Origin of the sequence: Thermophilibacter provencensis, from assembly GCF_900128445.1 — a bacterium.
GTDB lineage: Bacteria > Actinomycetota > Coriobacteriia > Coriobacteriales > Atopobiaceae > Thermophilibacter > Thermophilibacter provencensis.
Genome location: NZ_LT671417.1, coordinates 1,420,668 through 1,445,913, shown reverse-complemented (window position 1 = coordinate 1,445,913; position 25,246 = coordinate 1,420,668). Strand labels below are relative to the sequence as shown.

Below are 25,246 nucleotides of genomic sequence, written 5' to 3'. Positions count from 1 at the left end.
CGGGCTACTCCCCGCGCACGAGCTCCAGGAGGCGGGCGAGCTCCTTATCCTGGTTCATGCCCGTGAGGAAGGCGACGCCGCTCACGGTGGGGACGTCGTACTCGCGCTCCGGCCTGACCACGGGCACGAAGGCGTCGGCCCCGGCGAGCGCCGCCTCCGCGTGGACGATGTCGACGGCCACGACCTCCGCGTCGACGCCCTCGTCCGCGAGAAGGCGCCTGATCTTGGCCGCGACCATCTCGGAGGTCGCCACGCCCGAGCCACATGCCACCACGATCTTCGCCGCCATGTCAGACCTCCGCTTCCCTGGGCTCCTCTCCCCCCTCCATTCTACCCGCGAACAGGGCGTCGAGGTCGGGGAACTGCGGCAGCGAGAAGTCGGGCATCTGGGGCAGCTGCGGGAGCTCGAGCTCGGGAATGGCCGAGCGAAACAGCATCGCGAGCGCCCGCATGATGTGGTCGCGGCGGTCGGGCTCGAGGCCACCGAGCTCGCGAAGCATCGCGGGGACCGAGGTCTGCCAGTTGTCGCTCAGGGCCGCGAACGTGTCCTCCCCGCCCGCGGAGAGCACCGAGAAGAGCGTGTCGACGAAGCCCTCCCGCTCCTCGCGCGTCATGCTGGATATCCACTCGTTGAGCGTTCCGTCCACGAAGCCCGCGCCGCGTCCGAGCCCCCCGAGCCGGACGAAGTCCGAGCCCTCGACGACCCATGAGAACGGGTCGTGCTGGGAGACCCCCACGACCGAGGAGTCGACGACGGCGTAGTCCTCCTGCTGCTCGAAGAGCATGCCGATGAGCGAGGAGCGCGGCACCGTCTTCGACACGAGGCCCGCGCGGGCGCGCCAGCCATCGGAGGCGAGCGTCTCTGCGGTAAACCCCGGCCCATCATGAGAGAAGACGCGAACGAGCCGCGAGGAGACCGCGTCCGAGCAGGTGCAGGCCGCGTAGACGGCAAGGTTGCCGCCCTTGGAGTGCCCTCCCACGTAGAGCGGGCCCTCCACCAGGCCCGCGACGCGCTCAAGATAGTCCGTCGCGGCACGCTGCGAGGGCACGCCGGTCTCGAAGGCCATGTTGAAGTCCTCTCGCCAGCCCACCAGCGTGTTGTCGGTCCCACGAAAGGAGACGTAGGCGCCGCCCGAGGGAAGGAGCAGCGTGCAGGCGGAGAACTGCTTCTCGGCCGCCTCGTCGAAGTCCTCGACGTAGTGGCAGACGCGAGCCCCGCGCAGGCGGGGGCTCGCCGCCATGCAGACGAGCAGGCGCGAGAGGCCGTCAGGGTCCCAGAGGCCCTCCGTCATCCCGGAGACCCAGTCGGCGCGGAGCAGGTCGGTCACGGGCATGCCCTCGGCGCCCCATGCCGACGCGGCCTCGGGAGGGAGGCGGTAGTACGAGGCGCACGCGAGCGCCAGGCTGTCCACGTCGCCGAGCGGGCGCTCGTCAAGCGTCTCGAACTCGCGAGCGAGGTACCCGAAGACGTTCTTTTCGTCCGGCGAGAAGAGCGACGACATCGAATCCTCCTTCAGCGATACGAAGGGCTGCCCCTCGAGTCACTTCTTGTGCGGCCGGTAGCGCCGGCGCGTCGCGTGGGCCGAGCCCTTGCGCGCCCCGGACTTGAGCCGGGCGATGACGGCGTCGGCGGAGCTTCCCTCCACGCGCGTGCGGATGGCGACGATCTGGTCGCGGATGCGGGCGGCCGTCTCGAAGTCCATGGCCTCCGAGGCCACGGCCATCTCCTCCTCGAGCGCATCGAGGACGTCGGTGACCTCGTGCTCCGAGAGCAGCGCGAGCTCCGCGGCTATGGAGTCGGCCGCCGCCCCGTCGTCTGCCGGCTCGGCGGCGGGGACGTCCGAGAGCGTCTCGAAGGCGCCGTGACCGCCGGTGCCGTGACGGTCGCGCGTCTTGCCCTCGAGCGTGGCCTCGGCCTCCGAGATGAACGACGAGACGTCGGTGATCGACTTCTTGACCGTGCGCGGCACGATGCCGTGCTCCTCGTTGAAGGCCTCCTGGATCTGGCGGCGGCGCCGGGTCTCGCCGATGGCCTCCCGCATGGAGTCGGTGATGGTGTCGGCGTACATGATGACCTCGCCCTGGGCGTTCCTCGCCGCGCGGCCCATCGTCTGGATGAGGGAGCGCCGGTTGCGCAGAAAGCCCTCCTTGTCCGCGTCAAGGATTGCCACGAGCGAGACCTCGGGGATGTCGAGGCCCTCGCGCAGGAGGTTGATGCCCACGAGCACGTCGATCTTGCCCACGCGAAGGTCGCGGATGATCTCGACGCGGTCGAGCGTGGCGGTGTCGGAGTGCATGTAGTTCACGCGGACGCCCTCGTCGAGGAGATGGTCGGTGAGGTCCTCGGCCATGCGCTTGGTGAGCGTGGTCACGAGCACGCGCTCCCTCTTGGCCACGCGGGCCTTGATCTCGGCGATGAGGTCATCGATCTGCCCGCGCACGGGGCGCACGTCGATCTTGGGGTCGAGAAGGCCCGTGGGGCGGATGATCTGCTCGACCTCCTGCTGGGTCACGGACTCCTCGTAGTCCCCGGGCGTCGCGGAGACGTAGATGAACTGCGGGACGCGCTCCTCGAACTCGTCGAAGCGCAGCGGGCGGTTATCGAGCGCCGAGGGCAGGCGGAAGCCGTGGTCCACAAGCGTCACCTTGCGCGAGCGGTCCCCCTCGTGCATGCCGCGAATCTGAGGCACCGTGACGTGGGACTCGTCGATGATGCAGAGCATGTCCTTGGGGAAGTAGTCGATGAGCGTGTAGGGCGGCTCGCCGGGCTTGCGCCCGTCCAGGTGGCGCGAGTAGTTCTCGATCCCGTTGCAGTAGCCCATGGTCTCGAGCATCTCGAGGTCATAGCTCGTGCGCTGGGCGAGGCGCTGGGCCTCGAGCAGCATGTCGTTGGCCTTGAGCTCGGCCACGCGCGTCTCGAGCTCCTCGTTTATGGTCTCGAGGGCGTGCGTGATCTTGGGGCGCTCGGTCACGTAGTGGGAGGCCGGCCAGATGGGAATGGCGTCGTACTCCCGAACGATCTCGCCGGAGAGGCTGTCCACCTCGGCGATGAGCTCCACCTCGTCGCCGAAAAACGAGATGCGCAGCGGGTTCTCCGCATAGGGCGGGAACACGTCCACGGTGTCCCCGCGCACGCGGAAGGTGCCGCGCGAGAGGTCGTAGTCGTTGCGGTCGTACTGGATGTCGATGAGGGCCCGGATGAGGTCGTCGCGCTCCAGGGGCTCGTCCTTGCTCACGCTGGGGGCGAGCCCCGCGTAGTCCTGCGGGCTGCCGATGCCGTAGATGCAGCTCACGGAGGCGACCACGATGACGTCGCGCCTGGAGAGCAGGCTCGAGGTGGCCTGGTGGCGGAGCTTCTCGACCTCCTCGTTGATCGAGGCGTCCTTCTCGATGTAGGTGTCCGTCTGCGGGACGTAGGCCTCTGGCTGGTAGTAGTCGTAGTAGGAGACGAAGTACACGACGGCGTTGTTGGGGAAGAGCTCCCTCATCTCGCTCGCCACCTGCGCGGCGAGGGTCTTGTTGGGCTCCATGATGAGCGTGGGGCGATTGAGCCGCTCGATGGTCTTGGCCATGGTGAAGGTCTTGCCCGAGCCCGTGACGCCCATGAGCGTCTGATAGCGCAGGCCCCGCTCCACGCCGTCGGCGAGCTTCTCGATCGCCTGCGGCTGGTCGCCCGCCGGCTCGAACTCGGAAACCACGGCGAGCGCCTCGCCGCCGGACTCCCTGCCAAACCTTACGAGCTCCCCGCCGAAGCGCTCGGGATCGTCCTGCGCCATGCCTCCCCCTTCCCAGCTGACCTTCAGACAGTGTACCCCAGAACCCGCTCTCCAAACACTTGTTCTTGTTTTCTCTTTGGGGTAGAGTTCTCGAATCCCACATGGGACTTCGCGCGGGAACGGGATACGATGGGACGGGAGAACCACGAGAGGAGGGCGCATGCCACAGGACGAGCGAAGGGACGATCCGAGGGGAAGGGGCTGGCGCCGCGCCCTCGCCATCGCGTTCGCTGCCGTTGTCGTGGTGGCGCTCTGCCTGGTCGTGGCCGAGGGAGGCCCCGACGGCGCGCGCGTGGTCGCCCGCCTGGGCGGAGCCGGGGTCGCCATCGCGGTCCTCGCCGCCTACCTGGCCGCGGAGCGCCGGAGGCGCCGTACCGAGAGGGACCTCGGGGCAAGGCCGGTCGCGCCCATCGCCGCCCAGGGCGACGGAGGGGCCGAGAAGGACGGGCCTCCCCTGCCCCAGAACGCGACGAAGGCGGAGCTCGACGGCCTGCTCCTCCATGCGGACGACGCGCTGGCGGCGCTGCGCGACCTCGTGGCGCACGGGCACGGTCGCGCGGGCTCCGAGATCTTGCCCGAGCTGCTCGAGCGCGCGGGCCTCATGTCATGGGAGGGCGCGCCCGCCGTCAGCGCCACCAAGCTGAGGCGCAACGGCCGCTGGTGGCTCACGCCGCGCGAGGGGGAGCTCTCGGGGGAGGGCCGCGACCGCCTGCTCTCGATCGAGGCCTCCCTCAACGTGAACGAGGACCTCGAGCGCGGCGGCTGGCCAGAGGGCATGGCGCCCGAGCGGCGCGTCGCGAGGGCCCTCTCGCGCGTGGCGGACCTCCGGCCAGCCCAGGGCGACAAGGGACCCGCCATGGAGTTTCTCTCCGACGGGGCCGTCGTCGGGGGCGAGTGGGCGAGCCGCCTTGCCCTCTCGGACCGCCTCGAGAACCTGCCCGCCCCCTTCCGCATCGAGGCCTCATTCCAGTGCAACGTCGCGCGCCGGCTCGTGGTGACGGACGTTGCCGTGCCGAGGCCCGCGTGCTTCGCGCCCTTCTCGGACGACGGCGCCCGCCGCGCGGCGCTGGCGCGCGCCTACGCCCTCAGGCTCGCCGTCCTCGTGGGGCGCATGGCACTCGCCTCCCTGCCCGCGGGCTCCCGCGCGGTCGTCAACTGCCACGAGTTCGGCCGAGAGGAGACGCTCCTCTCCCTCGACCTGACGCACGACGCGCTCGACCTTCTCGCCGCGCTGGCGCGCGACGAGCGCTCCGCGGAGGGGGACCTCTCCGACGTCCCGGGCCTCAGCGTGGCGACGTCGGGGTCAGGCTGGCTCTCTCCCGTGAGTCCGCTTCTGGACCTCGGGGGCGAGGAGGTGTTCCCACGGGGGCGCTACCGTGAGGTCGAGCTCGACGACACCCCCGCCCCCGGGCCCGTCGCGCGGGCCTGCGGCGCTCGGCGCGTGAGCGACCTTGGCATCATGGAGAAGGCCGGTCGCGCGAGCGCATGGAACGGCGTGGTGCACGAGCTCGGCGACACGACGGCGACGGCGGTCTCGCGCCTCGTCGCGCTGCGCGAGCAAACCGGCGACGTCACCGTTGCCGAGGCCTGCGAGCGTGCGGCGAAGGCGCTCGTCGAGGGCGCGATGGACGTGTCCGACCGCCACGGGCTCGCCCTGCTCTTCGTGGACGGCGGCCCGCTCGCGGACGCGACCCGAGCCGCGCGCCGGGCAGTCGACGCCGACTCCCCGACCCGCGAGGAGCTCTCCGCCGCGCTCGAGCAGCTCGAGGGCGCCCTCTCCCCCATCACCGAGATGGGAATCTACCTGGACGACAACGACTCGGTCTACCGCTACTTCAACTCCGTCGCCGAGCGCGTCCGCTACAACCGCACCGCCGACGACGGGGGTCGCAGGGTCCGGCTCGTCCCGGATGAGTACTACGCCGCCCACTCGCTCGCGGCGCGCATCCTCGGCATGCTCGGACGTCACGACGAGGCGCTCGCCCACGCGGAGGAGCTCATGCGCGTGGCGCCCGCGACGCCCGACGCCGCGCTCTGCAAGGTGCGCTGCCTCGAGGGGCGGGCGCGCATCTTCGAGGCGGCAGACCTTCTGATCTCCGCGATCTCCTACTCCGCCACGGCGCGAGACATGTCAATCTGCTTCTATCGGCTTGCCTTCATGGAGTGGAAGCTGGGCAGGGCCGACCTCTCCGTCGCCTGCTACCAGCGAGCGATCGACCTCCACGGAGAGATTGCCGACCAGGCGCGCCAGGAGCTGGGCGACCTCATAGCGACGGAGGGCCCCAAGCTCGCCCCCCTCGCCGACGAGCAGGTCATCCCCGCGCTCGAGGAGGGGGGCCTTCCCGCCGGGTCGGTCGGCGCCCTCCGCGCGGAGCTGCGCGACGCCGTGGCCGCCTGCACGGATGCGGGGATCTTCTCGGTGGCGCGCCCGCTGACGGGGGCGCTTCTGGAGCTCTGCCGTGACGACGCCCTCGTCGGCGTGCACCGTTCGCTCATGCGGCCCTAGGGGCGAGAAGACGGGCGGGCGACGGCGGGGCGGGGCTACTCCGCGATACCGTCCGGATAGCTCTCCCTATACCCCTCGTACGCGTTCATGACACGCTCAACGTAGGCGCGCGTCTCCGCGTACTCGATATCCTCCGGGATGCTCCCGCCGTCCGCGAGCCAGCCTTGGACGGCGCCGAGGCCGGCGTTGTACGCCGCGACGACCTCCTCCGTGGAGGAGAGGCTCTCGTGCAGGTACGCGAGGTACGCGCATCCGTACTCGATGTTGACGAGCGGGTCAGTGAGGTCGGTCGGGCTGTACGAGCCCGCGTCGACGAGCCCCATCTCCGCAAGGTGGGAGGCCGTGTCAGGCATGACCTGCATGAGGCCGATCGCGCCAGCGTGAGAAACCACGTCCTCGTCCCAGTTTGACTCGCACTTGATGACCGCGCAGACGAGCGCCGGGTCGAGGCCATAGTCCTCGGCGGCGACCTTCACCGCCTCGGGATAGTGGGTCCCCAGGAGGAGCCGCCTCAGGGGCGAGGTGGGGACGGCCGCCATCGCCAGCAGCGCCACGAGCGCCGCGAGGACGACGCCGAGCACGACCATACGACGGGAGACCCCGCTTCGCGCCCGGCGGGCGCGGGCGGGCCGCGGCGCGGCCCACCTCCGCGTGGGCTGCGGGGTTGGGGCGGCGTGGCGACGGGACGCGCGGCTCGATGCCCTTCTCGGCGTGGGCCTAGGGCCGCGCCTCATGCCGTGCCCCCTTGGAGACGGGCGCCCAGCCGGCCTCCTCGCGACCCTTCCACCAGTCGCGAACCTCCTGGGCCATCACGTCCGCCGTGCGGATGTTGTTGAAGACGTGCGAGCTGTGGGCACGCAGGTACGCCTCGCTCGGCTGCTGGTCGCGCCGGCGCTCGAAGTCCCCCCGGTCCATGCCGCGCTGGATGGCGCGGAAGCGGCGGGCGTTGAGCGGGCAGACCACGCACACGATCTCGTCCGCCAGGTCGAAGGAGCCGCGCATGCGGTCGAGAAGCGGGACCTCCACCACCACGACGCGCTCGGAGGGCGCGGGATCGCCGTTCTTCTCGGCCTCGGCGCGGGCGGCATCCTCCTCCGCGCGAAGCTCGGCGACGCGGGCGCGCAGGAGCTCGTCGATGAGCGGAAGCTCGATTTCCTCCAGCGTGACGGAGCGCTCCATGCTCGCGAAGGCGCGCGACGCGAGCAGGCGGCGGTTCACCGTGCCGTCCGGGCGCACCACGTCGTCGCCGAACTCGCGGCAGATGTCCGGCAGGATGCGCGACCCGGGCGCGAGCGCCTCGCGGGAGAGCTCGTCGAGGTCGATGAGCGTGGCTCCGCACTCGCGCATGGTACGGGCTATGGTCGACTTGCCCGAGGCGATGCCCCCGGCCAGATAGATGACGTGCATGCGTCCCCCTTCGTCGGCGATGGACAGAAGGATATCTTTGCACGCCCACAGGATTGCTCGGGCCCACGACGGAAAAAACCCGCCCATCTCCAGAGGACGACCTGACCTCCCTACGCAACCCCCGTGAGTCTGGGCTCCACCACCGAAAGCACCGTGATGACGACCTCGCACGCCAGATAGGCGATCGTGAGGGCAAGAAGGACGATCGCGGCGACCGCCCAGCGCTGCGTGGACGAGAAGCGCACCTCGTAGTGCCTGCCCTCCGCCTCCTCCATTACCGACGAGAAGTTCATAACGGCCTCCCCTCATTGAGCTGCTCCGACCCTATGGCCCCTCCCTCAGGGGCTTATCTGGAGAACGTTCCTATCGTTTGATTTCTCATACTGCGAACTCGCAGGCACCTCGCCCGGCGGCGCTTTTGGCGGGGCGAGCGCCGCCAGGAGCGCCGCCCACGCGCGCCATGCGATCGCTGCCGTTCTCGTCCCACGAGTACGTTGCGTCACCTTGATTACCGGACAAGATGGTCACACACATCCGCCTCGGCTTTCTGGGAACGTTTCCGTAACCCGCCCCTCCTCATCGGCGCGTGGTACCGCCCGCCACGTGCCAGCGCTCCGCGCGCGGGAACCATGCGAGCTCGCGCTCGTCATGCGTGACCCAGAAGACGGTGCGCCCCTCCATCTCCGGCAGCAGGAACGCCATCACGCGCCCCACCGTCGCGTCGTCCATGCCCTTGAGCGGCTCGTCGAAGAAGAGCGCGTCGGCGTCCGCGAGCGCACAGCGCAGGATGGACACGCGGCGGCGCTGCCCCCCGGAGAGCTCGCGCACGGGACGGGCGTCCACGGGCAGGCCCACGGAGGCGAGCGCCGCGCGCTCGCGGGCGAGAAACGCCGCGAGCTCGGCTCCGCGCATCCTGCCATGGGGTGCGCGGATGTTCGCCGTGGCCGTGAGGCCGTCCAGCAGCCGGTCCTCCTGGAACGTGGCGGCAAGACGCGCGCTCCCCGGGCGTTCCACGAGTCCCACGTCAGGTTCCTCGAGCCCCATAAGCAGGCGCAAGAGCGTGGTCTTGCCCGCCCCCGAGGGCCCCATCAGCACATGCGCACGCGCGGGAGCGAACTCCGCCGTGACGCCAGAGAGGACGACGAGGTCCCCGTACGCCTTGTCAACCCTCCTAAGCGCGAACCCACCCGTCATGGCCTCGCCTCCCAGCGCGCCTGCGCCGCCGCCATCCCGTGCGAGACGACCCATTCCACGAGCGCGGAGAGCGCCACGATGGCGACGGTCCACGCGAAGAGGCTCGGCGTGTCGAGGTAGACCTTGGCGTCGTAGAGATGCTCGCCGATGGTGAAGTCGGGAAGGCCGATGACCTCGGCCGCGATGCCCGCCTTCCACGAGAGGCCGAGCCCGAGCGAGATGGCGGCGCGCGCGTACGGCAGCACCTGCGAGGCATAGACGAGCCGCACGCGCTCCCAGCCCCTGATGCCAAAGACCTCGGCCATCTCGACGAGGGTGGGGTCGGTCTGCTCGATGCCCTCGAGCACGTTGGTGTAGACGACCGGCAGCGCCATGAGGAAGGCGATCACGATGGAGAGCTCGCGCGAGGAGACCCACAGCAGCACGAGGATGACGAAGGACGCCACCGGCACCGCCTTCACGGCACCCATCACGGGGGCAACGAGCTCTCGCACGGCGCGCCAGCGGCTCGCGAGCGCGGCGAGCGCGGCGCCGAGGAGAAGCGCCGCCAGAAAGCCGAGGGCGATCCGCCCGAAGGAGAGCGCCACCGACGCCCAGAACTCCCCCGTCGCCACGAGCTCGGCGAGGCGCACGAGCACCTGCGAGGGGCCCACGAGGATGATCTTGAGGTCGATGGCGCGCGCGGCGAGCTCCCAGACAGCGAGCCAGAAGGCCACGGCGGCAAGGCGGGAGGCCCACGCGCGGAACCGCCCGCCCCCCTGGGACCCGAGGTTCTTCTCGCCCTGCATCAGGCGCTACGCACCGTAGTAGAAGTCGTCGCCGGGGACGGCACCGCCCACGGCCTCGGGGTTCTGGTCCGCGAGGGCCTGGAGGTAGCCGGAGAGCCGCCCCTTCATCTCCTCCCCCGTGACGCAGACGATGTTGCACTCCGGAATGGCCTTCTTGGCCACTTGGGCGGGCACGATGTCATAGGAGCCCACGAGCTCCGCGGCCTCGTCCACGTTCTCGTTCACGAAGTCGACGGACTCGGCGTAGTGCGCGAGGAAGGCGTCCACGGCCGCGGGACTTGCGTCCGCGAACTCGGAGCGGACGATGGCCACGCCCGTGACCATGGAGCTCCTCTCGTCTCCGGTCTGGACGCGGTCCCACTCCTCGGTGAGGTCGAGCGCCACGCGGATCTGGTCGTTCTGGGCCTGCGCCGTGGTGACGAAGGGCTGCGGCAGCAGCGCCACCGCGTCTCCCGAGGAGGCGGCGAGCGCGGCCACGCACTCGGCATGCTCGCTCTTCCACTCGATGGTCACGTCCTCCCCCACGGCAAGGCCGTTCTTCTCGAGCACGTACGCGAGGCCGTACTCGGTCGTGGAGCCCTTGCCGGAGGAGATGACCGTCTTGCCGCGCAGGTCCTCAACGCTGTGGACGGTATCGCCGAGCTCGCAGATGTAGAGCACGCCGAGGGTGTTGATGGCGATGGCGCGCACGCTGCCGTCGTTCTTGTTGTAGAGCGTCGCCGCCAGGTTGGCGGGCACGGCGGCGATGTCGACCTCGCCCTTGGCGATGAGCGGCGTGACCTCGTCCGGCGACGCCATGATCTGGAACGTGTAGTCGTTGTCCGCCGCGTTTCCCGCCTCGGCCTCGCTCATGAAGCGCACGAGCCCCATGGCCGTGGGGCCCTTGAGGGCCACGGTGCGCACCGCGACGGGATCGGCCGGGGCCTCCTGCGGCTCGTCGGCCGCGGGCTCCGCGTCCCCCTGCGCGTCGGAGGGCGCGCCGTTGCAGGCCGCAAGGGCCAGCGCCGCCGCTCCCGCGCCGGCGACCTCCAGGAACTTCCTTCTGTCAAGCATATGAGACCTCCCCGCTCACCGTTTTAGACGGGACAACGATAGCACGGTGAGGGGACGAGAAGGAAAGCGATTAGGCGGGCGGCATCTTCCGCAAGTTCGCGTCAAGCCCGCAACAAGCCCGCGCCAAGCCCGCGAACTTCTGTACATTGGGGGCCGCACTCATGAGTGCGGCCCCTGCCCATATCGCCTGAACAGGGATAACGTTACAGCGGCTTGTTCTTCTCACCAACAAAGTACAGAAGTTCGCGGCGAGAAGGACGAGGGGCGCCGAGCCGGGGCAGCGCCTACGAGCGCACCTCGAACTTGGCCCCGCACCTGGGGCAGGTGACGCGGAGCTTGCCCTTGCCGCGCGGCACGCGGACCTTCTGCTTGCACGAGCTGCAGCGGGCGTGCTTGTAGGACCTGAGCTCGGCCCAGGCGGCGCGGGGGTTCTGGACCCAGGGGCGCACGGGGCCGAGCGCGTTCAGGAACGCCTCGTTCTCACGGGCGCGGCTGCCGAGGTTCTTGGACTGGATGCGGAACATCGCGTAGACGACGAGCGCGAGCGCCACCCAGCCAAGCCACGACGTGCGCGCGAAGAGGTTCACGACCACCACCACGATCGCCACGTTCACGCAGAAGGTGGCGAGGTCATCCGGCCCCTGCCGACCCCTCAGCCAGTCCGCGAGCCTGCGCTGCCAGTCACCTGATGCCATCTCTCCCCCTTGGTCGCATATCGACCCTTTGCTGATACCCATTCCTGGCAGCCTCTACACATGGCGGCCGATGGCGCGCCCCTCCGGTTACGTACACGCCCCTTCCGGGCACGTACGCCCGCACGGCCCTCAGGTTCTTATCGACATGAGAGAGCCCCAGGTCAGAGGCCTGGGGCTCTCATATCAACACTTGCATTTCGTACGTACCCGGGAAGGGGGCGTACGCACCCGGAGACCGGGCGCCCGCCCGGGGGTCTGGCGAGAAGGGCCTAGCGGCCCTCGCCCATCACGTACGCGCGCGCCAGGCGCTCGGTCTCCACGAGGGCGTCCACGTGGCAGCGCTCGCGGCCGTGGGTGTTGAGGCACGCCATGCCGAAGGCGCCGCTGCGCAGGTCGTTGCTGTGGGTGTAGGCGCCGTTGGCGTCCGTGGAGTAGTGGAAGCAGACCTGCGTGGTCCAGCGGCCCTCGGTGCAGGCCGCACCGGCGCAGGCGATCAGCGTGTTGGTGAGGTCCCAGTCGTAGGGGCCCTTGGCGTCGGAGCAGATGACGGCCACGGAGTGCTCGTCGGTGCCCGCGTAGTCGGGGCCGATGAGCGTGATGTCCACGGCCACGTACTCGGAGACCTCGGCCGGCACCCAGGAGGCGCCGTGGCCGATCTCCTCGTAGATGGGAAAGGCGAAGAGCGTGTCGTACGCGGGCTTCTCGCCGGTCTCCTTGAGCCAGCGCAGGACGTCGAGAAGGACGGCGGCGCTCGCCTTGTCGTCGATGTGGCGGCTCACGACGTAGCCGTTGTCGAAGGCCTCGAAGTGCGGGTCGATGCCGACCATGGCCCCCTCGGTCACGCCGAGCGCGCGGGCGTCCTCCGGCGACTTGACGTCGGCGATCAGGCTCACGGACATGGTGTCCTCGGTGCGCGCGTCGGTCTTGGCCTCGGCCCACACGTGGACGGAGTGGTGGTTGCAGATGACCTGACCGGCCACGGTGCGGCCGTCGCGGCAGTGGACGAGGCAGGTCTCGCCCTCGATGCTCGCGTAGTTGATGCCGCCGAGCTGGCGGACGCGCAGGGTTCCGTCATCGTTGAAGCCGCGCACCACGAGGCCGATGGTGTCGAGGTGGGCGCCGATGCACACGGTCTTCTCGCCGCTCTTCCCGGGCACGCGGACGTAGGCCGTCGCCTTGTTGTCGACGGTCATCTCGTAGCCCAGGTCGGCAAGCGTGTCGCGCAGCCACGCGTGGACCTCGGGGTAGTAGCCCACGGGGCTCTCCACCTCGACGCACTCGTGGAGGGTGTCGATCAGGTACTGGGGGTCGATCTCGTAGCTCAAGGCTCCTCCTTCGTCATGGCGGGCGCGGGCCCGCCCTTCCCTTCTCGTCGCGCTATTCTACGCCTGCGGGCGCGCGTAGAGCGCCACGAGTCCCTGCAGCACGTCCACCATGCGCTCGAGCTCGCGCACCGGCACGAACTCGCGAACGCCGTGGGCGTTGTAGTAGCCGGCGGAGAGGTTCGCGCACGGGAAGCCGCGGAAGGAGAGCTGCGAGCCGTCGGTGCCTCCGCGCATGGGCACGCAGAACATCTCCTGCCCCACCGCGGCATACGCCGCGCGGGCGTTCTCGATGAGGTGGGCATACTCCGGGCGGCAGATCACCTCGGCGAGGTTGCGATACTGGTCCTTGAACTCAACGGAGACGACGTCCGCGCCCATCTGCGCGTTCACGAGCGCGGCGGCGTCGCGCATGATCTTCTCGCGCCGCTCCACCTGCGACCAGTCGTGGTCGCGGATGATGTAGTCCGAGGACGCCTCCTCGCATGAGCCCTCGATGCGCTCGAGGTAGAAGAAGCCGTCGTAGCCCTCGGTGAACTCCGGGCGCTCGGCGGCGGGCAGAAGCTGATGGAAGCGGACGAGCGCCTCAGAGGCGTTGACCATCTTGCCCTTGGCCGTGCCCGTGTGGACGGAGACGCCGTGCGCACGGACGAAGGCCTCCACGGCGTTGAAGGTCTCGTAGCAGAACTCGCCGAAGGGGCCGCCATCGATGGTGTAGCCGTACGCCGCGCCAAAGCGCTCGAGGTCCAGCAGAGCCGCGCCGTGGCCGATCTCCTCGTCGGGGACGAAGGCGAGCGCGAGGCGCGGGTGCGGCAGGCTCGGGTCGTCCCTCAGGCGGGCGAGAAGGGCCACGCACTCGGCCACACCGGCCTTGTCGTCCCCGCCGAGCAGCGACGTGCCGTCCGTGACCACGAGCTCCTCCCCTGCCATGCGCTCGAGCTCGGGGTTCATCTGGGGGCTCAGGGTCACGGGGCGGCCGTCGCGCCCGGTGCCCAGGGCGAGCTCGCCGCCCTCGTAGCGCACGACGCGCGGGCGCACCGGGTCGCCGTAGGACTGCCAGGCGGTGTCCAGATGGCAGCAGAGGCCGAGCGTGGGCAGGCTCTCGGCGCCGGCGCTCGCGGGCCAGTGGGCCGTCACGTAGGCGTGCTCGTCAACGGTCACGTCCTCGGCGCCGAGCGCGCGCAGGTCCGCGGCCACGACCTCGGCGATCTTGAACTGGGACTCGGTCGACGGCACGTGGTCGGCCGTCTGGGGGTTGGACTGCGAGGGCACCTCACAGTAGCGGATGAAGCGGTCAAGCACGTCGGACATGGGGACTCCAATCGACGATGGTCCGTTCGAACGCGATTCTCCCACAAAGGTCCCTCGCAAAGAGTGACAGGCTTCGAACGGATGAGGCCCCCGAGGGCGCCCCGTCCGTCCAAAACCTGTCACCCACTACAAACGCTCAGAACCTGACAGATGACCCTGTCACCTTTGTCATGATTGCGCCCCGGAGAGCGCTGCCTCCGCCTCGGCGAGGGCGGCGGCCATGACGGGCTGGCGCTCCTCGGCGGTGAGCCCCTCGTCAAAGAGGTGGCAGGCGCAGCGGTGGCCGGGCATGACCTCATGCATCTCGGGCGCCCGCTCGCCGCAGACCCGCATGCACTGCGGGCAGCGCGTGTGGAAGACGCAGCCCTGGGGCGGGTTGGTGGGGCTGGGGACGTCTCCCTCGAGGATCTTCTTGTCCTGGATGCGCTCGTGGCGGATGCGCGGGATGACGTCGAGCAGCGCCTTAGTGTAGGGATGCAGCGGGTTGTCGAAGAGCTCGTCCTTGCTGGCGAGCTCCATCGTGTGGCCGAGGTACATGACCATCACGGTGTCGGAGATGTGCTTGACCACCGAGAGGTCGTGGCTGATGAAGATGTAGGAGAGGCCGAACTCCTCCTGCAGCTCCTCGAGCAGGTTGATGACCTTTGCCTGGACCGAGACGTCGAGGGCGGAGACCGGCTCGTCGCAGACCACGACCTCGGGCTTGAGGACGATGGCGCGCGCGATGCCGATGCGCTGGCGCTGGCCGCCGGAGAACTCGTGCGGGTAGCGGTACTTGTACGCGAGGTCCAGGCCAACGGCCTGCATGATCTGCTCGACGCGCGCGTCGCGCTCGGTGCGGGTCTTGTAGGTCTTTGCGATGTCGATCGGCTCGGCGATGATGTCGGCCACCGTCATGCGCGGGTTGAGCGAGGAGTACGGGTCCTGGAAGATGAGCTTCATCTTCTGCCGCGCTCTCGTGAGGTCCTCCCCCTTGAGCGAGGTGAAGTCCTCGCCGTCGAGCGTGACCGTGCCCTCGGTGGGCTCGGTCAGGCGCAGGACGCACTTGCCCGTGGTGGACTTGCCGCAGCCGGACTCGCCTACGATGGCGAAGGTCTCGCCGCGGTGCACCTCAAAGGAGACGTCCTCGAGGGCGTGCACGTAGGCTCCGGTCCTGCCGAAGACGCCCTTCTTGACGGGATAGCGCTTGGTGAGGTGCTCCACCTTGAGCACGACGTCGTTCATGTCGGCGTTTCTGCCCACGCTACTCACCCCACTTCTCTGAGTCGAACATCCAGCAGGCCACGGTGTGGTTCTCGTTGCCGTCAAGCGGCGCCACGTGTGGGCACTCGGAGCGACACACGTCCTTGGCGTACGGGCACCGCGGGTGGAATGGACAGCCCGTGGGCAGCTCGTCGAGCATGGGGACGTTGCCCGGAATGGCGTAGAGCTTCTCCACCGCGTCATCGAGCGAGGGGATGGAGTTGATGAGGCCGATCGAGTACGGGTGCTTGGGGTTGGTGAAGAGCTCGGATGCGAGCGTGTACTCCACGAGGTGCCCCGCGTACATGACGGCAACCCAGTCCGCCATCTCGGAGACGACGCCCATGTCGTGCGTGATGAGCATGACCGCGGTCCCGAGCTCCTCGCGCATGCGGTCGATGAGCTGCAGGATCTGCGCCTGGATGGTCACGTCGAGCGCCGTGGTGGGCTCGTCGCAGATGAGCAGCGACGGCTGGCAGGCCAGGGCCATGGCGATCATCACGCGTTGGCGCATGCCGCCCGAAAGCTCGTGCGGATAGCTCCTGAAGACCTTCTCCGGCGCGGGAATCCCCACGAGCTTGATCATCTCGAGGGCACGCGCGTCGGCGTCCTTCTTGGGCATCTTAGGGTTGTGCACGAGGATGCCCTCGCGAATCTGGCGCCCCGCCGTCATGACCGGGTTGAGCGAGGTCATGGGCTCCTGGAAGATCATGCCGATCTTGCTGCCGCGGTAGGTGCGCATCTCGTCACGCGTGAGCGCCGCGAGGTCCGCCCCCTCGAGCAGAATCTTGCCGCCCACGATCTTGGCCGGCGGCTGGGGCAGGAGGCCCATGATCGAGAGGGCGGTCATGGACTTGCCGCAGCCCGACTCGCCCACGACGGCGAGCGTCTCGCCGCGGCGCATGACGAAGGACAGGCTGCGGATGGCGGGCAGCGCCCCGTCCTCGGTAAACAGCGTCACCGAGAGGTCCCGCACGTCGAGAAGGACCTCTGCTCGGGCGGCCTGGTCGAGCGCCTGCTCGGTGACCTCCTCCGCGACGTCGCGGAGCTCTGCGTTGACGGAGACGTTGGTTTCTGACATGTTCCCTCCCCTCCTAGGAGCGCATCTTCGGGTCGAGGGCGTCACGCAGGGCGTCGCCGAGCAGGTTGAACGCCATGACGGTGATGATGATGGCGATGCCCGGGATGACGCTGTAGTACGTGCTCGACTGGATGTAGGGCTGGGCAGCGTTGATCATCTGGCCCCAGCTCGACATCGGCGGCTGGACGCCGAGGCCGAGGAAGGAGAGCGACGCCTCGGACATGATGGCCGAGGGGATGCCGAGCGTGGTGGTGACGATCAGCGTGGAGACGCAGTTGGGCAGCAGGTGCTTCATGATGATGCGCCAGCTCTTGCCGCCCGAGAGGATGCAGCTCTGGATGTACTCGGAGCCCTTGAGGCGCATGACGTCGCCGCGCACGAGGCGCGCCGTGGACGCCCAGCCCAGAAGGCCGAGCGCGACGTACAGGTTCACGAGGCCCGGGCCCAGCGCGTACATGACGACGATGGCGAAGAGCAGGAAGGGGAAGCTCGAGAAGACCTGGATCACGAAGGAGATGACCGCGTCGACCTTGCCGCCGAAGTAGCCCGCGCACACGCCCGCGAGAAAGCCGATGACGAGCGCGATGGCCTGCGAGACCACGCCCACGGAGAGCGAGACGCGGCAGCCGTAGATGACGCGGGAGAGGATGTCGCGGCCGAACTCGTCGGTGCCGAAGGGGTGCGCGGCCGAGGGTGCCTGGAGCATGTTGGAGAGCTCCTGGACGTCCGGGTCATAGGGCGCGAGCACCGGTGCCAGGATCGCCACGAGGGCGAGAAGGACAACGACGCCGAGGCAGAAGACTCCGACCTTGTTCTTCTTGAAGATGTTCCAGCTCACGGCCCAGTAGCTCGAGGCGCGGCGCTTCACGGGACCCTCGTCCTCGGGGCGCCCGGTGGGGACCTGGGCCTGCGACGCCCGCTCGGCCACGTCCATGGCCCTCTGAACCTTGGGGTTGTTCTTGTCGCTTGTGAGAAGGGCCATTACTCAGCCGCCTCCTTCCCCAGTCTGATGCGCGGGTCAACGACCGCGTAGAGGATGTCCACAATGAGGTAGACGGCCACGCAGATGATCGCGATGTACATGACGCCGCCCTGGATGAGGGGCAGGTCGCGCGAGTTGATGGCGTCAAGCAGGAGCTTGCCCATGCCCGGCATCATGAAGATCGACTCAATGAGGATCGAGCCGGTGAGGATCTCGCCGAGCTGCGTGCCGGCAATCGTGATGATGGGGATGAGGGCGTTCCTCAGGCCGTGGGCGATGATGACCGTCCACTTGCGCACGCCCTTGGCCTCGGCCGTGCGCATGAAGTCCTGCGAGAGGACGTCGAGCATGCTCGTGCGCGTGACGCGGGCGATCGAGGCGGCGTAGCGCACGCCGAGCGCGATCACCGGCAGCACGAACGCCTGCCAGGTCTTGATGCCCGAGAGCGGGAACCACTTGAGCGTGAGCGCGAAGACGATCTGGAAGATCACGGCCACCCAGAAGACCGGGGCGGAGATACCCAGAATCGAGAGGGCCATGAGCGCGCGGTCGATCCACTTGCCGTGGTTGACCGCCGCCACGACGCCGATGACGAGTCCGAGCACGAGCGCGAAGACGTAGGCGAGGCCAGCGAGGCGGGCCGTGGTGAGGAAGGCCTGGCCCATGAGGGTCACGACGGGCTTGCTCTGCGTGTAGGAGGTTCCGAAGTCGCCCTGCAGCATGTTGGTGAGCCATCGCGCGTACTGCACCTCTACGGGGTCGTTCAGACCCATCTGCTCGCGGATGCGCTCCACCGTGGCGTCATCGGCCATCTCGCCCACCATGATGCGCACCGGGTCGCCCGGCACGATGTTCAGGACGAAGAACGTGATCGCGGAAATCGCGAAGACCACGCCGATCGCCAGCAGGACCCTCTTGATGAGAAAGCTTCTCACCGCCTGCTCCTTTCTTCTCGCTCGGGCGCGCCGCCCCCTCTCCTGCCGGATGCGCGCGCCGCAACGTGGGACGCCCCGGCACGCGGAAGAGCCGTGCCGGGGTGCCCTCTCTCGGGACTTCGACTAGGCCGAGTAGTTCGGGTCGGACGTGTCGATGTCGATGTCGAACATGTGGTAGATCAGGTTGCCGACCTTGGCGTTCTTGACGTAGGACTTGGCGACGAAGGAGTTCTTCGGCCAGTACAGCGGAATCGTCGCAAAGTCGACGCGGGTGACCAGGTTGTCGGCCTGCTTGTAGAGGTCGGCGCGGACGTCCTGGTCCTGCTCCTGGCGCGCCTCGGTGACGAGCTGGTCGAACTCGGGGCTGTTGTAGAACGAGGACTTGCCCTTGGCGTTGTCGGAGAGGAAGTACGTGTAGAGGTGGTTGTCGCCGTCGGCGTAGAGCGGGAACCAGCCCACGGCCGTGATCTGGCAGTTGCCGTCGGCCCAGTCGGAGGACCAGACGCCGTTGTCCTCGATGGTGAGCTTGAGGTCGACGCCAATCTCCTTCCAGTAGCTCTGGACGACGGTCATGTACGTCTCGTAGAGGTTCGCGCGAATCTTGGCCTCGAGCTGAAGGCCCTCGGCGCCGGCCTCCTTGATGAGCTCCTTGGCGCGTTCGGGGTCATACGGGATCTCGGCATCGGAGTCGTGACCCGGCGTCTGCGGGGCGAGCCAGCCCATGGCGGGCACGCCGGCGCCGGCGAGGACGGTGTCCACGAGGGCCTGGCGGTCGATGGAGATGGAGAGCGCCTCGCGGACGCGCGGGTCGGTGAGGCCCATGTCGTCGCGCAGGTTGAGGTTCACGAAGTGCACGCCGAGCGTCTCGTAAAGCGTGATCTGGTCCTTGACCTCCGGGTCCTCCTGGTACTGCTTGAGCAGCGTGGCCTCGAGGTCGCACCAGTCGATGTCACCGTTCTTGAAGGCGAGGAGCTTGGTGTTGTTGTCGTCGTAGTAGATGATGTGGACCTCGTCGAGGGCGGGCTCGCCGTCGTGGTACTCGGCGAACTTCTCCATGACGACCTCGGTGGTGTCGTCGTTGGAGACGATCTTGTACTTGCCGGTGCCCACGCAGTCGGTGCCCCAGCCCCACTTGCGGCCCTCGGACTCGACCTTCTCGACGGCGGCCTGCGGGAAGATGTCCGCGTAGTTGATGCCGAGGTTGTTGATGAAGGAGACCATCGGGTACTCGAGGACGAAGGTGAAGTGGGTGTCGTCCTCGACGGTCAGGCCCTCGAGCTCGGTGGCCTCGCCGTTGAGCATGGCCTTGGCGCCCTTGATCATGTCATACATGTAGGTGGACTTGGCCGCGGTCTCGGGCTTGAACATGCGCTCGAAGGAGAACTTGACGTCGTTGGCCGTGAGCGTGGAGCCGTCGTGGCACGTGATGCCCTCCTTGAGGGTGCAGTGCAGGGTCACGCCGTCATCCTCGAACGTGGGGATCTCGGTGAGCAGGCACGGGACGAGCTCGTTGTCCTCGGTCCAGCGCAGCGGGGCCTCGAAGATGCAGTCGGCAACCGAGGAGGAGCCGGAGTTCGTGGAGATCTGCATGTCCAGGCCGAGCTTGGGGTTGGACTGGCCGAAGCGCAGGATCTTCTTGACGGAGCCGTCCTCGTTGGTGGCGGGGGCCTCCTCCCCGCCGCATCCGGCGAGGGCCGCGGTGGCGGTGGCGGCACCCGCGAGGGCAGCGCCCTTCACGAAGCCGCGACGGGTGATCTTGTCGCTCATTGACATTCCTCCCTTGGTTACGTGGCGCGCCCTCCTTCGGCGCGCGGCATCTTCATTATGGGAGGCCAACTGTCAGTCCCATGAAACCTTAACGTACGATTTACTTTGCTAAAGTCCGCTCGCCCCCTCCTTGAGCCCACCCGGCCGTTGTCCCATCCGGGGTTGTGGCAATCCCGACGACTTTGGCGTTGCCCAATCTGGGGTCGTGGCAGCAATCGGGCTGCCATAACCCCTAATCCCGCAACGGGGCGAGAAGAACGCCCAGTTGACGCTCCGCTCCGATTGCCATGACCCCCAATGCGACAACGCGGCCTGCCCGGAAATTGCCACGACCCCCGATTCCGCAGCGCGCGGGCGCCAGCTCGCCTTCCAGCTGCAGTCACCGTACCCGACGACCGATTCCGCAGCGCGCGGGCTTCAAGCCGGAAAACAAAGGGAGACTCGCCCCGACCGAAAAAAGGGCCGCCCCGTGGGGCGGCCCTTGCTGAGGCTCCGTGAGAGAGGGAGGCGCTACTCGGCGTCCTCGTCCTTCTCGGCAGGCTTGTCGCTCTCGGGGAGCGGCTTGACCTCGACCTCGGTACCGAGGGTCTCGGCCGCGGCCTTCATGGAGAGGGAGATGCGACGACGGTCGAGGTCAATCTCCATGACCTTCACCTGGACGGTGTCGCCCACGGTGCAGACCTGGGACGGCTGGTCGACGTGCTGCTTGGCCATCTCGGAGATGTGCACGAGGCCCTCCACGCCCTCGCCGAGGTCGACGAACGCGCCGAAGGTGACGAGCTTGGTGACGGTGCCCTCGACGATGGCATCGACCGGGTACTTCTTGACGAGGGAGCGCCAGGGGTCCTCGGTGGTCTGCTTGAGGCCGAGGGAGATGCGCTCGCGGTTGAGATCGACGTCGAGCACCTGGACCTCGACCTCCTGGCCGACCTTGACGACCTCGGAGGGGTGGTTGACGTGGTTCCAGGAAAGCTCAGAGATGTGCACGAGGCCGTCGATACCGCCGAGGTCGACGAAGGCGCCGAAGTCGACGATCGAGGAGACGGTGCCCTTGAGGCGCATGCCGACCTGCAGCTTGGAGAGGATCTCCTGGCGCTCGGCCTTGCGGGCCTCCTCGAGGACCACGCGACGGGAGAGGACGACGTTGTTGCGGTTGCGGTCCATCTCGATGACGCGAGCCTCGATGCGGGTGCCGAGGTAGGCGTTGAGGTCCTTGACGCGACGGAGGTCGACGAGGGAGGCGGGCAGGAAGCCGCGCAGGCCGATGTCGAGAATCAGGCCGCCCTTGACGACCTCGATGACCTCGCCCTCGACGGTCTCGCCGGAGTTGAACTTCTCCTCGACGGCGTTCCAGGCGCGCTCGTACTCGGCACGCTTCTTGGACAGGACGAGACGGCCCTCCTTGTCCTCCTTCTGGAGAACGAGCGCCTCGATCTCGTCACCCATGGCGACGACCTCGGCCGGGTTGATGTCCTTGCGGATGGAGAGCTCGCGGGACGGGATGACGCCCTCGGACTTGTAGCCGATGTCAAGCAGAACCTCATCGCGCTCGATCTTGACGACGGTGCCGGTGACAAGATCGCCCTCATCGAAGTCGGTCACGGTGCCGTCGATGAGGTTGTTCATCTCCTCGTCTGAGATGTCATCCAGGGAGAAGATGGACGAGTTCTGAATCTCACTCAAAGGTGGACCCCTTTCGAACAACGGGGCCCCGGTCGTCATGGTCGCTGCCTGCAGTGCCTAGAATCGTGGCGTCTACGTGGAAACTTACATGCTCTCGGGGGCCGACAGATACGGTTGTGCGGGCCCCTGTGCCCACACGTGGACTAGAGTAGCGTTATCTGAGTGTGTATTTCAAGCGGAACTCTTGGGTATCTAGTAATTTTCTTACAGGAAATCCGCGGGGACGTCGCTCGCACCGGAGGCGACGCAACGTCCCCGAATCCGACCAGGGAGGCCACCGTGATACGAGCCGTGCTCTTCGACCTCGACGACACGCTGCTGCGCCTCAACCTCACCGCCTTCATCGTTCGCTACGTCGCGGGGGCCTCGCGCCTGCTCGGCGAGGCCGCGCGCACGAGCCCGGCCGCGCTCGGCGTCCCCTTCGTGCGGAGCCTGCTCGCCATCGACGCGCAGGACCGCGCAGACTCCCTCACCAACGAGCAGCTCTTCAACCAGACGTTCCAGGCGGCCTCCGGCATCCCGCTCGACGATCCCGTCATCCACGACCTCATCGACTACTATGAGCGCGAGGTCGTGCCCGGCTTTGCCGGCGGCATCGTGGCGGCTCGCCCCGTCGAGGGCGCGCGCGAGGCCATTGACGCCGTGTGGGACGAGGGCCTCGTCTGCGCCCTGGCCACAAACCCGACGTTCTCCCTCGCCTGCGACCGCGCCCGGATGGAGTGGGCGGGCGTCCACGTGGACGACTTCGCCCTCGTCTCCACCATCTCCAACTCCACGCGCTGCAAGCCGAGCGCCCGCTACTACCAGGAGTTTGCCAACCAGCTGGGCGTGCGCCTCGAGGAGTGCCTCATGGTCGGCAACGACGCCGTGCGCGACCTGCCGCGCGCCGACTGCGGCCTGCGAACCGCCTACGTGGGGCACGCCCGCCCCAAGCGAGCCGTCTGGCGCGGGTCGATGGCCGAGCTCGCGCGCGAGCTGCCCGACCTCATCGCGCGCCTGGACTCTGACGGTTAGGCGCGGGACTTGGGCTCGCCCTCCTCCGCCCTCGTTTATGGGGTGCTTTTTCGCCGGACATCGATGTACACCACAAGTTATTCAGAAGGTTTTCCCAGCTAGATTGGGTTCTCCGTTTGTAGTGTACCTACAGGTTCGACGAAAAAGCACCCCATAAACGAGCGAGTGGCCGCCTCACACGTGACAGGGGGACGGAGGCGTGACAAAGCCTCCGTCCCCCTGTCACCCCTGTCACGCGCGGGCTACACCCAGAAGAGCATCTGGTTGTAGGTGGGCACGGGCCAGTAGTCCTCGCCGCAGACCTTCTCCATGGCGTCTACGCACTCGCGCAGGTGCGCCATCGAGGGCAGGACGTTGTCGCGGTAGGCGAAGCACTGCTCGAGCGGGTCCTCCACCTCGTGGGCCGCGGAGTTGTTGGCCTCGAGGTCTGCCGCGGCCTCGTGGATGGCGGAGATGCCGTCGGTGAGCGTGCGCACGAGCTCCTTCTCGACCGGGCTCTCGATGCCGATCTCGGCCTTGGTGGCCACGCTCGTGGCGATGTCGCCGGAGTAGTCAAACAGGGCGGGCAGGTAGAGGTGGCGCGCCATGTAGACCATGGTGTTGGCCTCGATGTTGAGGAGCTTGGCGTACTGCTCGGCCTTGGAGACGTAGCGCGCGTGAAGCTCGGCCTCGTTCAGGACGTGGTACTTGGCGTAGAAGGCCACGGTCTCGGGCGCGGTGATGCAGGAGAGGGTGTCCGGCGTGGTCTTGAGGTTGGGAAGGCCACGGCGCTCGGCCTCGGCCTCCCACTCCTCGGAGTACCCGTTGCCCTCGAAGAGCACGCGCTGGTGGTCGCGCAGGGTGTGGCGCACCCAGCGCAGGGCGAGGTTGGTGAACTCGTCGCCCGTCTTGCCCTCGAGCTTGGTGGCAAAGCGGTCGCACTGCTCGGCCACGGCGGTGTTGAGGACCACGTTGGGGTCGGCCAGGTTCTGCTGGCTGCCGCACATGCGGAACTCGAACTTGTTGCCCGTGAAGGCGAAGGGCGAGGTGCGGTTGCGGTCCGTGGTGTCGCGCAGGAGGTCGGGCAGCGCGGGGACGCCGAGGTCCATGCGCTCGGCCTCGTGGACCTCCGGCTCCTCCTTGTGGATGAGCGCCTCCACGATCTCGTGGAGCTGGTCGCCGAGGAAGACCGAGATGATCGCCGGCGGCGCCTCGTTGGCGCCGAGACGGTGGTCGTTGCCGGCGGAGGCGACGCTCATGCGCAGCAGGTCGGCGTGCTCGTCGACGGCGGCCACGAGCGCGGCAAGGAAGACGAGGAACTGCAGGTTCTCGCTCGGCACCGCGCCGGGCTCCAGGAGGTTCTTGCCGTCGGCGCAGATGGACCAGTTGTTGTGCTTGCCCGATCCGTTCACGTACTCGAAGGGCTTCTCGTGCTCGAGGCAGGCCAGGCCGTGGCGCGTGGCCAGCAGCTTGAGCTTCTCCATCGTGAGGAGGTTGTCGTCAATGGCGAGCGACCCCTGCTCGAAGATCGGCGCAAGCTCATGCTGGCTGGGGGCGACCTCGTTGTGCTTGGTCTTGACCGGCACGCCGAGCTTCCAGAGCTCGTCGTCGACCTCCTTCATGAACTCGTTCACCGTGGGCCTGATGGCGCCGAAGTAGTGCTCCTCGAGCTCCTGGCCCTTGACCGGCTCGCAGCCGAAGAGCGTGCGTCCGCAGTAGATGAGGTCGGGCCGCTTCTCGTAGTCCTCCTCCTTGATGAGGAAGTACTCCTGCTCCGGGCCGATCGTGGTGAAGACGCGCTTGGGCTCGCGGCCGAAGAGCTTGAGCACGCGCTTCGCCTGCTCCTCGAGGGCCACCTGCGAGCGCAGGAGCGGCGTCTTCTTGTCGAGCGCCTCGCCGTTGTAGGAGACGAACGCCGTGGGGATGCACAGGACCTCGTCCTTGATGAAGGCCGGGCTCGTGGGGTCCCAGGCGGTGTAGCCGCGCGCCTCGAAGGTCGCGCGCAGGCCGCCGGAGGGGAAGGAGGAGGCGTCGGGCTCGCCCTGGACGAGCTCCTTGCCCGAGAAGGACATGAGAATCGTGCCGTCGTCGATGGGCGTGAGGAAGCTGTCGTGCTTCTCGGAGGTGATGCCCGTGAGCGGCTGGAACCAGTGGGCGAAGTGCGTTGCGCCCTTCTCGAGCGCCCACTCCTTCATCGCGTGCGCGACCTCGTTGGCGATGTCGAGGTCGAGCGGCTTACCGTCATCGATGACCTGGCGAAGCTCCTTGTACGTCGGCTTGGGAAGCCGCTCCTGCATCACGGCGTCCGTGAAGAGCAGGCTCCCGTACTCCTGTGAGACCTTGTCCTTGCCCATGTGCGCCCCTTTTCGTCGTCGGCGTTGTGGCTTACGGCGGAATACTCTAGGCGGTTATTATTTCACGACCGTTGCCCCTGCGTGAAGCTCGCGGTGACGTTTGGTTGCCGCCGTGGGGCGACCCGGTAACGAGCGGCCACGTGCGAGGGGTGGCGTG

Annotated in this window: 21 protein-coding genes; 2 read left to right on the top strand and 19 right to left on the bottom strand. The window is 68.0% G+C overall.

Translation table 11 applies throughout. The features are described from left to right. Window positions 1-4 precede the first annotated feature (4 nt). The 3 genes from BQ7391_RS06505 to uvrB are packed head-to-tail and all read right to left on the bottom strand — an operon-like array spanning window position 5 to window position 3,776. On the bottom strand, window positions 5-289 hold the full coding sequence (locus tag BQ7391_RS06505; protein WP_075279861.1) for a PTS sugar transporter subunit IIB: 285 nt from the start codon (window positions 287-289) through the stop codon (window positions 5-7). A gap of 1 nt (window position 290) precedes the next feature. After that, a complete protein-coding gene (locus BQ7391_RS06500; RefSeq protein WP_075279860.1) occupies window positions 291-1,502 on the bottom strand; it encodes an Mbeg1-like protein in 1,212 nt (403 codons plus the stop codon). Window positions 1,503-1,541: 39 nt separating this feature from the next. Further along, a complete protein-coding gene (uvrB, locus tag BQ7391_RS06495) occupies window positions 1,542-3,776 on the bottom strand; it encodes an excinuclease ABC subunit UvrB (protein ID WP_075279859.1) in 2,235 nt (744 codons plus the stop codon). A gap of 160 nt (window positions 3,777-3,936) precedes the next feature. Here uvrB and BQ7391_RS06490 point away from each other — a divergent pair, with 160 nt between their 5' ends. After that, a complete protein-coding gene (locus tag BQ7391_RS06490; protein ID WP_075279858.1) occupies window positions 3,937-6,282 on the top strand; it encodes a tetratricopeptide repeat protein in 2,346 nt (781 codons plus the stop codon). Between the two features lie 35 nt (window positions 6,283-6,317). Here the strand turns inward: BQ7391_RS06490 and BQ7391_RS06485 are convergent, their stop codons facing one another. The 15 genes from BQ7391_RS06485 to rpsA form a co-directional block, all read right to left on the bottom strand. Next, window positions 6,318-7,016, bottom strand: coding sequence for a lytic transglycosylase domain-containing protein (locus BQ7391_RS06485; RefSeq protein WP_235858633.1), 699 nt, complete (start codon window positions 7,014-7,016; stop codon window positions 6,318-6,320). After that, window positions 7,000-7,689, bottom strand: coding sequence for a dephospho-CoA kinase (gene coaE / locus BQ7391_RS06480; RefSeq protein WP_075279856.1), 690 nt, complete (start codon window positions 7,687-7,689; stop codon window positions 7,000-7,002). Before coaE ends, BQ7391_RS06485 begins: the two co-directional genes overlap by 17 nt. 110 nt (window positions 7,690-7,799) lie before the next feature. Continuing rightward, window positions 7,800-7,982: a hypothetical protein gene (locus tag BQ7391_RS12360; RefSeq protein WP_075279855.1), complete on the bottom strand. Its 183-nt coding sequence runs from the start codon at window positions 7,980-7,982 to the stop codon at window positions 7,800-7,802. A 283-nt stretch (window positions 7,983-8,265) separates the two neighbouring features. After that, window positions 8,266-8,883: an ATP-binding cassette domain-containing protein gene (locus BQ7391_RS06470; RefSeq protein WP_075279854.1), complete on the bottom strand. Its 618-nt coding sequence runs from the start codon at window positions 8,881-8,883 to the stop codon at window positions 8,266-8,268. Then, on the bottom strand, window positions 8,880-9,671 hold the full coding sequence (locus BQ7391_RS06465; protein WP_075279853.1) for an ABC transporter permease: 792 nt from the start codon (window positions 9,669-9,671) through the stop codon (window positions 8,880-8,882). The genes BQ7391_RS06470 and BQ7391_RS06465 overlap by 4 nt, the downstream gene beginning before the upstream one ends. Before the next feature lie 6 nt (window positions 9,672-9,677). Next, on the bottom strand, window positions 9,678-10,724 hold the full coding sequence (locus tag BQ7391_RS06460) for an ABC transporter substrate-binding protein (protein WP_075279852.1): 1,047 nt from the start codon (window positions 10,722-10,724) through the stop codon (window positions 9,678-9,680). 284 nt (window positions 10,725-11,008) lie between these two features. Next, on the bottom strand, window positions 11,009-11,419 hold the full coding sequence (locus BQ7391_RS06455) for a hypothetical protein (RefSeq protein ID WP_075279851.1): 411 nt from the start codon (window positions 11,417-11,419) through the stop codon (window positions 11,009-11,011). A 269-nt stretch (window positions 11,420-11,688) separates the two neighbouring features. Beyond that, window positions 11,689-12,744 (bottom strand): M20/M25/M40 family metallo-hydrolase, encoded by a 1,056-nt coding sequence (locus tag BQ7391_RS06450; RefSeq protein ID WP_075279850.1) that lies wholly within the window; start codon window positions 12,742-12,744, stop codon window positions 11,689-11,691. A gap of 57 nt (window positions 12,745-12,801) precedes the next feature. Beyond that, window positions 12,802-14,052 carry a peptidase T gene (pepT, locus tag BQ7391_RS06445; RefSeq protein ID WP_075279849.1) on the bottom strand — a complete coding sequence of 417 codons (1,251 nt, stop codon included), beginning with the start codon at window positions 14,050-14,052 and terminating at the stop codon, window positions 12,802-12,804. A gap of 168 nt (window positions 14,053-14,220) precedes the next feature. Further along, window positions 14,221-15,276, bottom strand: a complete 1,056-nt coding sequence (locus BQ7391_RS06440) for an ABC transporter ATP-binding protein (protein WP_075280914.1) — start codon at window positions 15,274-15,276, stop codon at window positions 14,221-14,223. Window positions 15,277-15,295: 19 nt separating this feature from the next. Further along, window positions 15,296-16,375 carry an ABC transporter ATP-binding protein gene (locus BQ7391_RS06435; protein ID WP_075279848.1) on the bottom strand — a complete coding sequence of 360 codons (1,080 nt, stop codon included), beginning with the start codon at window positions 16,373-16,375 and terminating at the stop codon, window positions 15,296-15,298. A gap of 13 nt (window positions 16,376-16,388) precedes the next feature. Then, on the bottom strand, window positions 16,389-17,357 hold the full coding sequence (locus tag BQ7391_RS06430) for an ABC transporter permease (RefSeq protein ID WP_083662134.1): 969 nt from the start codon (window positions 17,355-17,357) through the stop codon (window positions 16,389-16,391). Further along, the gene (locus tag BQ7391_RS06425) at window positions 17,357-18,292 is read right to left on the bottom strand and encodes an ABC transporter permease (protein WP_075279847.1); all 936 of its coding nucleotides are present in this window, start codon (window positions 18,290-18,292) and stop codon (window positions 17,357-17,359) included. The genes BQ7391_RS06430 and BQ7391_RS06425 overlap by 1 nt, the downstream gene beginning before the upstream one ends. 123 nt (window positions 18,293-18,415) lie before the next feature. Continuing rightward, window positions 18,416-20,059: an ABC transporter substrate-binding protein gene (locus BQ7391_RS06420; protein WP_075279846.1), complete on the bottom strand. Its 1,644-nt coding sequence runs from the start codon at window positions 20,057-20,059 to the stop codon at window positions 18,416-18,418. Between the two features lie 510 nt (window positions 20,060-20,569). Beyond that, window positions 20,570-21,742 (bottom strand): 30S ribosomal protein S1, encoded by a 1,173-nt coding sequence (gene rpsA / locus BQ7391_RS06415; RefSeq protein ID WP_075279845.1) that lies wholly within the window; start codon window positions 21,740-21,742, stop codon window positions 20,570-20,572. A gap of 279 nt (window positions 21,743-22,021) precedes the next feature. Between rpsA and BQ7391_RS06410 the strand changes: the two genes are divergently transcribed. Continuing rightward, window positions 22,022-22,756 (top strand): HAD family hydrolase, encoded by a 735-nt coding sequence (locus BQ7391_RS06410; RefSeq protein ID WP_075279844.1) that lies wholly within the window; start codon window positions 22,022-22,024, stop codon window positions 22,754-22,756. Window positions 22,757-22,998: 242 nt separating this feature from the next. On the opposite strand, the gene BQ7391_RS06405 is transcribed toward BQ7391_RS06410, so the two are convergent. Next, window positions 22,999-25,089: a glutamine synthetase III family protein gene (locus tag BQ7391_RS06405; protein ID WP_075279843.1), complete on the bottom strand. Its 2,091-nt coding sequence runs from the start codon at window positions 25,087-25,089 to the stop codon at window positions 22,999-23,001. Window positions 25,090-25,246: the final 157 nt, after the last annotated feature.

What these genes read in the sequence shown, in the direction of transcription:
- BQ7391_RS06455 (WP_075279851.1), bottom strand. Translation starts at nt 11,419, where the DNA reads ATGGCATCAGGTGACTGGCAGCGCAGGCTCGCGGACTGGCTGAGGGGT.
- BQ7391_RS06430 (WP_083662134.1), bottom strand. Translation starts at nt 17,357, where the DNA reads ATGGCCCTTCTCACAAGCGACAAGAACAACCCCAAGGTTCAGAGGGCC.
- BQ7391_RS06440 (WP_075280914.1), bottom strand. Translation starts at nt 15,276, where the DNA reads ATGAACGACGTCGTGCTCAAGGTGGAGCACCTCACCAAGCGCTATCCC.
- BQ7391_RS06470 (WP_075279854.1), bottom strand. Translation starts at nt 8,883, where the DNA reads ATGACGGGTGGGTTCGCGCTTAGGAGGGTTGACAAGGCGTACGGGGAC.
- BQ7391_RS06490 (WP_075279858.1), top strand. Translation starts at nt 3,937, where the DNA reads ATGCCACAGGACGAGCGAAGGGACGATCCGAGGGGAAGGGGCTGGCGC.
- BQ7391_RS06435 (WP_075279848.1), bottom strand. Translation starts at nt 16,375, where the DNA reads ATGTCAGAAACCAACGTCTCCGTCAACGCAGAGCTCCGCGACGTCGCG.
- BQ7391_RS06505 (WP_075279861.1), bottom strand. Translation starts at nt 289, where the DNA reads ATGGCGGCGAAGATCGTGGTGGCATGTGGCTCGGGCGTGGCGACCTCC.
- uvrB (WP_075279859.1), bottom strand. Translation starts at nt 3,776, where the DNA reads ATGGCGCAGGACGATCCCGAGCGCTTCGGCGGGGAGCTCGTAAGGTTT.
- BQ7391_RS06460 (WP_075279852.1), bottom strand. Translation starts at nt 10,724, where the DNA reads ATGCTTGACAGAAGGAAGTTCCTGGAGGTCGCCGGCGCGGGAGCGGCG.
- BQ7391_RS06485 (WP_235858633.1), bottom strand. Translation starts at nt 7,016, where the DNA reads ATGAGGCGCGGCCCTAGGCCCACGCCGAGAAGGGCATCGAGCCGCGCG.
- pepT (WP_075279849.1), bottom strand. Translation starts at nt 14,052, where the DNA reads ATGTCCGACGTGCTTGACCGCTTCATCCGCTACTGTGAGGTGCCCTCG.
- BQ7391_RS06405 (WP_075279843.1), bottom strand. Translation starts at nt 25,089, where the DNA reads ATGGGCAAGGACAAGGTCTCACAGGAGTACGGGAGCCTGCTCTTCACG.
- BQ7391_RS12360 (WP_075279855.1), bottom strand. Translation starts at nt 7,982, where the DNA reads ATGAACTTCTCGTCGGTAATGGAGGAGGCGGAGGGCAGGCACTACGAG.
- BQ7391_RS06500 (WP_075279860.1), bottom strand. Translation starts at nt 1,502, where the DNA reads ATGTCGTCGCTCTTCTCGCCGGACGAAAAGAACGTCTTCGGGTACCTC.
- BQ7391_RS06465 (WP_075279853.1), bottom strand. Translation starts at nt 9,671, where the DNA reads ATGCAGGGCGAGAAGAACCTCGGGTCCCAGGGGGGCGGGCGGTTCCGC.
- BQ7391_RS06420 (WP_075279846.1), bottom strand. Translation starts at nt 20,059, where the DNA reads ATGAGCGACAAGATCACCCGTCGCGGCTTCGTGAAGGGCGCTGCCCTC.
- coaE (WP_075279856.1), bottom strand. Translation starts at nt 7,689, where the DNA reads ATGCACGTCATCTATCTGGCCGGGGGCATCGCCTCGGGCAAGTCGACC.